Annotated in this window: 1 pseudogene; it reads left to right on the top strand. The window is 57.9% G+C overall.

Annotated elements, in window-relative coordinates:
* Positions 1 to 216 (top strand): annotated as a pseudogene (locus MN204_RS20505) (hypothetical protein); the annotation flags it as partial.
* Positions 217 to 280 lie beyond the last annotated feature (64 nt).

Below are 280 nucleotides of genomic sequence, written 5' to 3'. Positions count from 1 at the left end.
ATGCATGGTATCGGCCGTACCGGGGCTATCCTCAGCTCCACGCTGGGCGGGATGCTGATGCTGGCCGTGCCGGGACACTCGTCGATCTTTTTGGTGCTTGCGCTGCCGGCCTGCCTGGCGGGGATCTGTATTTTGTTGCACCGTATGAATCACGCTAAGCCTCGACTCACAGAGGCAGAACTTGACGCTTTGTCATCCCCCCTCGAACACCGATAAGTGGAGTTATCTGATGGCTAACATTCTCGGCGGTATCGCCGTCTCTCATACCCCGACTATCGGC

The sequence above is a fragment of the Oceanobacillus saliphilus genome, assembly GCF_023522835.1.
In the GTDB taxonomy this organism is placed as follows: Bacteria; Bacillota; Bacilli; order Bacillales; family Amphibacillaceae; genus Oceanobacillus; species Oceanobacillus saliphilus.
This window is presented reverse-complemented; position numbering and strand designations above follow the sequence as displayed.